The sequence below is a fragment of the Henriciella sp. genome (genome assembly GCF_049649345.1).
Taxonomy (GTDB): domain Bacteria; phylum Pseudomonadota; class Alphaproteobacteria; order Caulobacterales; family Hyphomonadaceae; genus Henriciella.
The window spans coordinates 1-9132 of record NZ_JBARZC010000259.1 but is presented as its reverse complement, the minus strand read 5'-3'; the positions used below and the strand labels follow the sequence as shown (position 1 = coordinate 9132).

Below are 9132 nucleotides of genomic sequence, written 5' to 3'. Positions count from 1 at the left end.
GGTCTGTTCCCCTCAAACACGAAATCCGCAGCCAGGGCTCTCCTGAATTGGCATGCGCGTTGCAAACCAAATGGTCATCAGACCCAAAAGGGGATCGGCAGATGAAAATGACAACTGAAATTATCACCGGGGTAGTCGGCATTGCCGGACTCGTGGCGCTGGCTATTGCCCCTCATGCAAATGCACAGGCCGCTTCAAGCACGTCCCAGTTTGAACGTCCTTATGGATATGGCTACGGCCAGGAAAGCCAGCCTTTCTCGGCCGGTACGCGTGACGCTTCCAACAACCGCGTCATCGTGAACGGCCTGATTGAAGGCGGCACCGGCCTTGGCACCAGCCTCAATACCGGTTGGGGCCAGACAGGCGGCGCGTCCGGAATGATTGGCACAGGCACGGCGGTCGGCAACCAGCTCAACGTCATCACCAACGGTAACAACAACACTGTGATCATCGATTCCACGCAGATCAACAATGGCGATCAGAACGTCATTCTCAATGGGGAGCTCAACCTCAATGATTAATCTCAACACTCTTTTCAGCGCAGCGTGCACGAAAGCGTCAGGCGCGGTCCTGGCAAGCGCCATGCTCGCCACCGGCTGCGTATCACCGATTGCCGGCCCGAGTGGCCAGTATGCGAGCCCGATCGGCAATGCTCCCGTCACGGCAAACCCGACGCCTTATTCCGAAGGCCTGGTCTGCATGGGCCACTTTGCTCGCTCGTCAGGCTACCGCGCCCCGCGCATCGCTGTCGGCCGGATCCTCGACTATACCGGCAAGGCTGACATCGAAGGCGGCCGCCGGGTGACGCAGGGCGCATCGCTGATGGCAATCTCCGCTTTCGCGAAGTCTGGCGCACGCCTCGTTGAGCGATTCGATACGTCCGTGTCCGAGCTTGAGCTGAAATATGCCAACAACAAGCTGATCGGCGACGATGTCCCCGAGGACTTCCGCAAGATCACTGCAGGCTCCATCCCGGGCTCCGACTATTACCTTGTCGGCGGCATTACAGAGCTAAACTACAATATCCGCTCTGTCGGCGGCGACGCCTTCATTGGCGACCTCGACCCGACCGACACCAAAGGCTCGATCGGTGCGAAGCTCTACGTCATAAATGTTGGCCTAGACCTGCGCATGGTTGAAACTGAAACGCTCGAAGTTGTCGATGTGATCTCCTACCAGAAGCAGATCATCGGCCGCGAGATCTCGCTCGGCGTGTTCGATTTTGCCAATGGGAATGTTTTTGATGTGGGTGTCGGGGGACGCGCGCAGGAGCCGATCCAGCTAGCGATCCGCTCTGTCGTTGAGCGCGCCGTACTCGAAATGATGGCCAATCTCTACGCCATCCCGTCCGGCGATGTGTGCTCGCAGACAGAAGGCGCCATCTCGACCAATAGCGTCACGGGTGACTTCGTGCCCCGCGGTGCGCCTCTGGAAGAATATAACGGTCCATCGCGCGCCATCGCCGCCAATTGGCATGACCGCCGTGACCCAACTCTGCGCGGCCGCAATTAAGTGGCCCGCAGCCCCCTACTCTTTCCTTGGGAGGCTGAATTGATCAGCAAAGCAACCCGGATATCCCTGCTCATGGCGCTCAGCCTGTCCACCAGCGCGTTTGCGCTCGCGCAAGACGCTGCTGAAACCGGCACGATTGACCAGGTGCAGATGGGCGATGTGTGGTCCGACATGGATGTTTCCGTCCCGGAGTACACACCCGAAGTCTCCTCAACCTCTGTTGCCATGGGCAACTCGGCAGCTGCCGTGCGCGGCACTGGCGACGTGAATGCGCAGATCAGCCAGAATTTCGATGCGGCTGCGACCGCCACAAACCGGCTTCGCGGCTATTCCGCAGGTAGTGCCGCGGCCACGACAACCTCTTATGGCAACGCCGTTACAGGCGGGACAAATTACGGCACGAACTATACGTGGGCCAAGGAACAGGTCGCGTCAGGCAATATCGCCGCCTCCAGTGATATCGAGCTGCTCGGCGGCGCCACGATCACAAGCGCGACGACCGCCATGGCGAACATCTCGTCCACGGACACCAATTTCGGCAACAATTATGCTGACCAGTATCAGTATAGCTCGGCCGATGTGGAAGCTGAGACAGACGCAGATATGTGCTGCGACGGCTACGCGGCGACCTTCGTGACGACAGCCGGCGCCAATGCGACCTCCTCAACCGGTTACACCACAACCAATTACAATCGCGCCCTGCAGACAACCGAGTCTGGCTCAAACGTGCGCGCCGTCACCGATGTCTACATGAATGACGGCACCAATGTGACCGCAGCGACCACCGGCTTCGGTAATTCGGCCACGGTTCAGAATGAGTGGGGGTATGCCACGCTCGGCCTTGAAGGTGCACCCACGACGCAGGTCAATGGCGCAGACGTGGACGCCCAGACCTATGTCACACTCGATCACTGGTCCGGCTCTGCAACCGCGTCGGCCTCCGGTGTCGGCAACTCGGCCCTGATCTCCAATATTGGCTCAGACACGGTCATCTACGCCGACCAGACCAATAATGGCACTGTCGGCGCTCAGGCGAGCCTGACGGGCGAATCCTGGACCGGCGAAACAGGCGTGGTGACATCTTCGGCGATCGGCAACGCCGCGACTGCCACGGTCTGCAACTATTGCAGCGACGGCGCTGTCGGCGGCCAGATCAATCAGACAAATTCCGGATCCGTCTACGCGACGGGCTCCGCACAAACTGCCTATGGCGGTGCAATCTACGGCTCAGCAACAGCCGTCGGGAACTCCGCCACACTGCAATCAGTCGGCGACTAGAGGGGACACTGTCTCCGACTGAGGATCTGCCGATCCGGAACCCTCCGTTTCCTCGCAGGACGGAGGGTTTTCCGATTCCAGAACCTCGCCTTGAGCCAGATCGGTCTATATCGGCTTCATGCTTGTTCGTATTTTTCTTGGTCTTATCTCTCTGATGTTTGTCGCCTTTGGCCTCTGGTCTATTGCAGACCCGCTGGGCATGACCGCCCAGCTCGGCGTCGAAACGAGCGGCCCCAACAACATCTTCGAGATGCGCGGCATATATGGCGGCGTCAGCCTCGGTGCGGCGGCGCTGACCGGCGCTGGCGCGCTGAGACCGGCAAGCTTCGAACGCCCGGCCCTCTGGTTTCTCGCCGCCTATATGGGTGGCTATACGCTGTCGCGGCTGGTCTCGGTCATAATGGGTGACAGCCCGACCTTCACGAGCTGGATGTTTGCAAGCTTTGAGGTGTTGAGCTTCGCGCTCACCTGTCTTGCGCTGAACGCCCGAAAGAACCGGACGCCATAAAAAAAGCCCCGCCAGGAAGGCGGGGCTTTCTCAATCGGTTTGAGGTCAGAGACCTAGAAGTTCACTTTGAACTCGGCGCCGTACATGGCCGGAATGCCTGGATAGACGGCATTTGTACCGGTCTGCTCAGGCACGGCAAAAGCTGCCATATTGTAGTCTTCGTCCGTGATGTTCTCACCGAAGAGAGAGAACTCCCAGCTACCATCAGCCGCCTGAACACCGACCCGTGCGCCTACAGTCGTGTAAGCATCATTATCGGTCAGGCCGCGCGAGCTGTCAGAAAGCGCCGCCTCGGAATTGTAGCGGGCATTCACGTGGAAAAGACCCTGCAGCGAATCGGTCAGACCCACGAGGTAGGTGCCCGAAGCGGTCACGACGTGCTCAGGCATGTAGACAAGCTGAACACCGCCATCGGCCAGGGTCGCAAACCCGCCAGTGCCGTCTGGGGCCTGGATGTCTTCCTGACGCTCCACCTTGGTGTAGGCATAGCCGCCTTGCAGCGTCAGCCCATCGACCGGAGACAGCGTGCCGTCGAGCTCGAGACCATAGCTCTCCACATCCGAGTTGAATGTGCGGAAATTCGAGCCGCTGAAGAGGTTTTCCTGGAAGTCCTTGATCTCCTGATAGAAGATCGCGCCGTTCAGGATCGCATTATAGTCGACGAAATCGGCCTTCCAGCCGATTTCATAGGAATCGACCGTTTCGCCATCGAACTGCAGGTCTTCCGGCTGAGGGCCGTCACCGCCGAAGATGACACTGTCGAAGCCCTGGCGGTCGAGGTTGTATCCGCCAGCCTTGAAGCCACGCGCATAGGACACATAGGTCATGAAGTCCGGCGTGAACTCATAGGCGAGCTTTGCCGTACCGGTCACCTGCGTGTCGTCAAAGCTTCCGCTGTCGGCGACGCTGAATTCGCTATTGATCGCCGGATTACAGACGAGAAGCGCGAGTTGGCCAAGTGCCTGAGCGACGCCTGGCTGGGCCGCGAAGAAATTACACGGCGTCACATTGCCGTTGAGATCGTACTCGACCTCTTTCTCTTCATAGTTTGCACGCAGACCCAGCGTGGCCGTCAGGCGATCTGAGAGCGCGATCTCATTATGAGTAAAGAGCGAGAACGCATTCGTCGTCTGGTCCCAATTGTCGGCAGACTGGCCCTGGCCCGGCTGGAAGCCTGGGATGAAGAAAGGAACAGTTCCCGGCGTGCCCGGCGCGGCAGGCGCACCGGTCAACGGATTGATATTGCCGAGAAGGGATGGAACCACGGTTCCCGTCGGATCGAGGCTGCCGAAGACCTGCCCACCGGCCGCACCAAAGGCGACGAGGTCGGTGTACAGATTGGCCTGCGTACCGACGCGGATCGTATCGGTGTAGGAGGTCTTCTGGTTCATGTAGAACGCACCGACTAGCCAGTCGATATTGCCATAGGTGTCCTGCAGACGGACTTCCTGGGTGAATGTCTGATCACCGATCATCGTGCCATCGCGATAGGCCCGGTCGATACCGGAGAAGTCGATATCCTGATCGCGGAGGGCTTCCCAGTCACGATAGGAGGTGACGGAGGTGAAGTTCATCGTGCCGAAGCGGTTCTTGTATTCGGCCGAGACGCCCCACTCATCGACATCGTCTGAAACCTCCCTGTTCGGCGAGATCGCAACTTTCAGGTCTTCCGGATCGGCGTCGGCGATGCCGACCAGACCGAGCTGGGCCGCGCCTGCATTGACGGCTGCGCCAAGTGGGCCGGGATTGAAGTTCACGCCGATACAGCAGTCTTCAGTCGTCTTGCCGTAATCGGCAATCAGACGAAGGCTCGCATCGTCATCGCCTTCCCAGAGAAGCTGGCCGCGCATCAGGAAGCGGTCGAGATTGTTGAACTCGCGATCGGAGTTCACATCATCAATGTAACCATCGCGCACGCGGCGTCTGATATCGATCCGCCCTGCAATATTGTCGGTGATCGGACCGGTCGACATGGCTTCAAAACTGTACATGCCGTAATTGCCGACCCCGGCGCCAACCGTGGCATTCGGCTCCCATTCCGGCTTTGCGGTGTTAATCGAAATCACACCGGCAGATGTGTTGCGGCCGAACAGCGTGCCTTGCGGTCCGCGCAGGACTTCCAGGCTCTCAAGTTCTGGCAGCTCGGACAGGGCGATCCCCGTCTTGGTGCGGAAGACGCCATCGATCACGACACCCACAGCCGGCTCGAAGCCCGGATTGTTGGAGCCGGTACCGACACCACGGATCGAGATGGACGTGCCCGAAGCGGCCGATTCTGTCTGGGCGATCTGCACCGAAGGCGCAATCTGTTCGATGTCGTTGAGCCTGGCCACGCCCGTATCCTCGAGCATTGCAGCATCAAAGGCGGTCACGGCGACGGGCACATCCTGCACGGTCGTGCCTTCGCGGCGGGTGGCCTGGACGACCACAGCGTTCAGGCGGCGCTGGCTGTCTGCGCTTTCTTCTTCCTGAGCATTCGCAACTGAAATGGGTGCGGCAATGAGGGCCCCGAGGCCGACGCTAACGCACAGCGATGTCTTGAACAGCGACACCCCTGTATTTCTTCTGGGAGTTGGCTTCATTTCTCACGTCTCCTATTGATATTGTTCTTATTTGCGAACGAATCGTGCGCGCGCACACGCCTAGCAGAGCTATGCATGGATGCAATGTGCCAATGCTGTAGTGAGGCATATTGTCAGAGTAAGAAACCGGCGACACATAGGAAAAAAGCCCTGACAATGCAGGGCTTTTTGAATTCTGGATTTATTGCAGTTGTCTTAGTAGACGCCCTGGCCGACACCGCCGTCAAAGACAATTGCGCCACCGGCCGATTCGCGCACTTTCTGCACTTCGCGGGTCACCGATTTCATCACGGTACGTTCCTGAGGCACGCAGCGCTTGTCTGCGATCCGTGTCTCGAACACCTTGATGCCCGGGCCGTGGCGTCGAAGCAGCGAGCGCTCATTACAATCGCGCTGCGGGCTTTGCGGGGCGCAGTTGAGCTTACCACCTGTGCTGAAGACGAGCGCCTCGCCCTTCGCACAGGACATGCCCTGCCCATGATCGAAGCTGGCCTTGCCCTGCGTGACCGACCCAATCGTGACCTGCATCCGCGTGCCTGCCATGCAGCGGAACACTTCGCCCTTGTAACCGGATGCAATCGATTGCGATCCATTGACCTGCGATGCAGGGTGCGGCGCGCCCGTATCGTCGATACAGACCGCCTGGACGGCACGATAGGCCATCTCATAACTGATCTCATCGACGCAGTATTCTTCAACCGTGGGAACCTGTTCGGTGACGGTTTCGGTGTAGATTTCTCCACCGCCGACAACGTTCAGATTGTCGATCGATGTCATCGCGACCGGCGCTGGACCGCCAAATCCGCCACCACCACCTGCATAGGCGACGACTTCAGATTGCGCACTGGCTCCGGCGGCTGCCGCAACATTCAGACTGGTCTGAACTGATACATTCACCGATCCGCCATAAACATTCACGCCTGGCACGAAGACGCCGTGATTCTTGCCGCCCTGACAGCAGGGCCCGTCCTTCTGGCCATGATAGCTTGGCGGCGGTGGCGGCGGTGCATTACAGCCATGGCAGGGTGAATTACCCCCGCCCGCCGAGGCAGCCATTGTCAGCGCCCCGATGACGGCGGCAGCAGCGCCTGCGTATAGAGTGTGTCGTGTTGAAACGCGCATGAAGTGTCTCCGTGGCTCTTCGCCTTAGAAGAAGCACGTTTCATGCCGCAGCTCGCCTGAGCGGCGAAAACTGTTCCAATCCCGGCCTGACCACCCCTTTCAGGGCGAAATATCTCTGGCCCGGCGCTTGCGATGGACGCTTCACCATGCGCCGCGGCGCTCAAACGACGACGTACATATATAAAGAGATACGAGCCCGAATGCTGGACCGAACCCTTCACCCGAACAGCCAGACCCTGCTTTCCGCCTGGCAGCGCATGAACACTTCAGACAATGATGTGCCCCACGCACCAACCACGCGCGATCATCCGGATCTCGTCTCGCGCCTGTTCGTCATACAGGATGCAGGCGACAGTGACTGGGTGTTCAAGACGGCAGGCGACCAGATCCAGTCTTCACTCGGCCGCCAGCTTGCCGATCATAATTTCCTGAGTTTCTGGGCCGGTCATGACCGCGCCATGCTTGAACTGCTGCTGAAGTCCGTCACTGAAGAGCGCCTGCCGGGCGTTGTGCGCGGTCGCGGCGAGTCGCTCACCGGCGAGCGCGTCGACATAGAACTGATCCTCGCCCCGCTGGCCCAGCCGCCGCACCAGAAAGGCGGCGCGCGCAGTCTCGGGCTTTACCAGACGCTGGGCGGCGAATTCTTCCTCAAGGGCCGTCCGGTCTGGCGCCACCGCGTCACGGCGATCTTCCCGCCAGATAGCGGGGTGGCTGAGCCGCGCCTGAAACTGGTGGCCAGCAACGATATCGACTAGGCGTCGATCCGTTTGAGGCCCGTCTTGAATCGTTTCCAGTTATCGACATAGACCTGCGCGGACGCGGCAATCATCTGCGCCGCCCCCTCATCCAGCTCGCGCACCACCTTGCCTGGCGCGCCCATGACGAGTGAATTGTCCGGGATCTCCTTGCCCTCGGGGATAAGCGAATGTGCCCCGATGATGCAGTTCTTCCCGATCGTCGCAAGATTAAGAATCGTTGAGCCGATCCCGATCAGCGTGCCATCATCGATCATGCAGCCGTGCAGCATCACCATATGGCCGACAGTGACGTTCTTCCCGATGGTCAGCGGCACGCCGTGATCGGTGTGCAGGACGCTTCCATCCTGAATATTCGAATTCTCACCGATCTCGATCGGATCATTGTCTCCGCGCAGCACCGCATTGAACCAGACGCTGGCGTTTTCCCTGAGAATCACCCGGCCCAGAACGGTCGCATTATCGGCGACCCAATAGTTCCCGCTCTCCGGTGTGCTCGGTTTGACGCCATCCAGGTCATAAAGTGCCATTTTTGCAATCCTCCACAAGATTATCGTTTCGTGCGCGTATCTGCTGGTTAATCGGTCTTTAACCCTGCTATCCTCTAATGGTTATGAGATTCGGGAGGCAAGTGCCGATGGTCCCCAGACCGTCTCTGCCAGAAACACCACCCGGCCCCTCCAGAGGGCCCGGAGCTCCCTTCTCCCCGTTTTCCGTCGCCGCCCTGCAATTTTGCACGGCGGTTTTTTTGTGCCCGAAAAGGAGATCCTCACATGGGTAAAAGAACCTCTGCCAAGCGTCAGAAAGCCAATGCAGAACTGGAAGCCATGGGCTTCTTCGAGGAGATGGGAGGAAAATCGCGCAACGAGGCGCGGCTCTACGCCATACAGGGAGGCTGGCATCCGGACGATGCCGAAAAGGTACGAAATCCAAACACGCCGCGTGATCAGCGTTATCAGAAAACCGTAAAGCCAAGATCTGAAAACCAGGCGCGCCTTATGAAGGCACTTGATGAGAAATCGCTAGTCTGCGCCCTTGGGCCGGCTGGCACCGGCAAGACCTACCTTGCGATCTGCAAGGCGGTCGAAGCCCTCCAAAAGGGAAAGGTCGCACGCATCATTCTCTCACGGCCAGCCGTCGAGGCCGGTGAGCAGATTGGCTTCCTGCCAGGGGCGCTGGAAGACAAGCTCGCGCCCTATCTCCGCCCGCTCTATGACGCGCTGGCCGACAGGCTCTCGCCGCAACAACTCAAGCACATGATGGGCGAAGGCCTGATCGAGATCGCGCCCATCGGCTTCATGCGCGGGCGCACGCTCAACAATGCCTTCGTCGTGATCGATGAGGCGCAGAACTGCACTTACACGCAGCTGAAGAT

The 9132-nt window shown here is 59.3% G+C and carries 9 protein-coding genes; 6 read left to right on the top strand and 3 right to left on the bottom strand.

The genetic code is table 11. The features are described 5' to 3' along the window. The 4 genes from hfaA to WA989_RS06660 all read left to right on the top strand — a co-directional run. Positions 1-521, top strand: a 521-nt coding sequence (gene hfaA / locus WA989_RS06675) for a holdfast anchoring protein HfaA (protein ID WP_424339726.1), incomplete at its 5' end; no start/stop codon positions are given. Continuing rightward, positions 514-1512 (top strand): holdfast anchoring protein HfaB, encoded by a 999-nt coding sequence (hfaB, locus tag WA989_RS06670; protein WP_424339725.1) that lies wholly within the window; start codon positions 514-516, stop codon positions 1510-1512. The genes hfaA and hfaB, both read left to right, overlap by 8 nt. 39 nt (positions 1513-1551) lie before the next feature. Further along, positions 1552-2790, top strand: a complete 1239-nt coding sequence (gene hfaD / locus WA989_RS06665; RefSeq protein WP_424339724.1) for a holdfast anchor protein HfaD — start codon at positions 1552-1554, stop codon at positions 2788-2790. A gap of 118 nt (positions 2791-2908) precedes the next feature. After that, positions 2909-3298 carry a DUF4345 family protein gene (locus WA989_RS06660; RefSeq protein ID WP_424339723.1) on the top strand — a complete coding sequence of 130 codons (390 nt, stop codon included), beginning with the start codon at positions 2909-2911 and terminating at the stop codon, positions 3296-3298. 53 nt (positions 3299-3351) lie between these two features. On the opposite strand, the gene WA989_RS06655 is transcribed toward WA989_RS06660, so the two are convergent. Together WA989_RS06655 and WA989_RS06650 are read right to left on the bottom strand one after the other, a co-directional pair. Continuing rightward, positions 3352-5880 carry a TonB-dependent receptor gene (locus tag WA989_RS06655; RefSeq protein WP_424339722.1) on the bottom strand — a complete coding sequence of 843 codons (2529 nt, stop codon included), beginning with the start codon at positions 5878-5880 and terminating at the stop codon, positions 3352-3354. Between the two features lie 195 nt (positions 5881-6075). Then, complete coding sequence (locus WA989_RS06650) at positions 6076-7002, bottom strand: hypothetical protein (protein ID WP_424339721.1); 927 nt, start codon at positions 7000-7002, stop codon at positions 6076-6078. 200 nt (positions 7003-7202) lie between these two features. Here WA989_RS06650 and WA989_RS06645 point away from each other — a divergent pair, with 200 nt between their 5' ends. Next, the gene (locus WA989_RS06645; RefSeq protein WP_424339720.1) at positions 7203-7757 is read left to right on the top strand and encodes a PAS domain-containing protein; all 555 of its coding nucleotides are present in this window, start codon (positions 7203-7205) and stop codon (positions 7755-7757) included. Here WA989_RS06645 and WA989_RS06640 read toward each other — a convergent pair. Further along, positions 7754-8287 carry a gamma carbonic anhydrase family protein gene (locus tag WA989_RS06640; RefSeq protein WP_424339719.1) on the bottom strand — a complete coding sequence of 178 codons (534 nt, stop codon included), beginning with the start codon at positions 8285-8287 and terminating at the stop codon, positions 7754-7756. The genes WA989_RS06645 and WA989_RS06640 overlap by 4 nt on opposite strands. A 243-nt stretch (positions 8288-8530) precedes the next feature. Here WA989_RS06640 and WA989_RS06635 point away from each other — a divergent pair. After that, positions 8531-9132: PhoH family protein (locus tag WA989_RS06635; protein WP_424339718.1), on the top strand; the 602-nt coding region annotated here is incomplete at its 3' end.

What these genes read in the sequence shown, in the direction of transcription:
- hfaB (WP_424339725.1), top strand. Translation starts at nt 514, where the DNA reads ATGATTAATCTCAACACTCTTTTCAGCGCAGCGTGCACGAAAGCGTCA.
- WA989_RS06660 (WP_424339723.1), top strand. Translation starts at nt 2,909, where the DNA reads ATGCTTGTTCGTATTTTTCTTGGTCTTATCTCTCTGATGTTTGTCGCC.
- WA989_RS06655 (WP_424339722.1), bottom strand. Translation starts at nt 5,880, where the DNA reads ATGAAGCCAACTCCCAGAAGAAATACAGGGGTGTCGCTGTTCAAGACA.
- WA989_RS06650 (WP_424339721.1), bottom strand. Translation starts at nt 7,002, where the DNA reads ATGCGCGTTTCAACACGACACACTCTATACGCAGGCGCTGCTGCCGCC.
- WA989_RS06645 (WP_424339720.1), top strand. Translation starts at nt 7,203, where the DNA reads ATGCTGGACCGAACCCTTCACCCGAACAGCCAGACCCTGCTTTCCGCC.
- WA989_RS06640 (WP_424339719.1), bottom strand. Translation starts at nt 8,287, where the DNA reads ATGGCACTTTATGACCTGGATGGCGTCAAACCGAGCACACCGGAGAGC.